The organism is Ralstonia psammae (assembly GCF_958405935.1).
GTDB lineage: Bacteria > Pseudomonadota > Gammaproteobacteria > Burkholderiales > Burkholderiaceae > Ralstonia > Ralstonia psammae.
Genome location: NZ_CATZBU010000054.1, coordinates 1 through 663, shown reverse-complemented (window position 1 = coordinate 663; position 663 = coordinate 1). Strand labels below are relative to the sequence as shown.

The 663-nt window shown below is 61.5% G+C and carries 1 pseudogene and 1 other annotated feature; the pseudogene reads right to left on the bottom strand.

What is annotated here, in order from left to right:
• Positions 1–80: 80 nt before the first annotated feature.
• A pseudogene (locus R2N16_RS25445) lies at positions 81–580 on the bottom strand (transposase); the annotation flags it as partial.
• Positions 195–311: a sequence feature (AL1L pseudoknot), on the bottom strand. It overlaps the preceding pseudogene by 117 nt.
• Positions 581–663: the final 83 nt, after the last annotated feature.

Sequence of the window (663 nt, the reverse complement as noted above, 5' to 3'; positions counted from 1 at the left end):
GTTGTGGACACAGTCGGTCGTCCGTGTCCGTCGCAGACGATCATCGCATCAGTTCCTCAAGGCGGGGCGACGGTACATATCAGATGCTTACGCCAGACACGCTTGATGTCGGAGATGAGCGCATCGTCGCGTTGGGCGCGTTTGCTGCGCAGTGCCGGATTGCGAAGCCGCGCCGCGTGGCGCCTGTAGCAAGACGGGGCAATCTGCAAGACCTTGCAGATGGGCTCGACCCCATACGCATCGCGGTAGCGGTCGATGTACGCCTTCACGACTTGAGTCGGCGGTCGAGCTCCGCCTGCGCAAAAAACGCGCTGGCCGTCTTGAGAATCTCGTTGGCGCGGCGCAGCTCCTTGACCTCACGCTCCAGCGCCCTGAGGCGTTCACGCTCGCTGCTACTCAAGCCTTCGCGTTGCCCGCTGTCGACTTCTTCACGCTTGACCCAGTCCAGCAGCGTCTGCGGTACGCAGCCAATCTTGGGTGCGATGGATTCAACCGCCGCCCAGAGCGACGGATACTCGCCTCGATGCTCCTGCACCAGGCGCACGGCGCGCTCGCGCACCTCGGGTGAGAACTGGAGCAGCCCCCTGAATCTCCGGACACGAGGACTCTCTTAAATAGCGAGTAGTCTTGTGACTATCAGTAAGCCTAGTCATTACGTGGAAC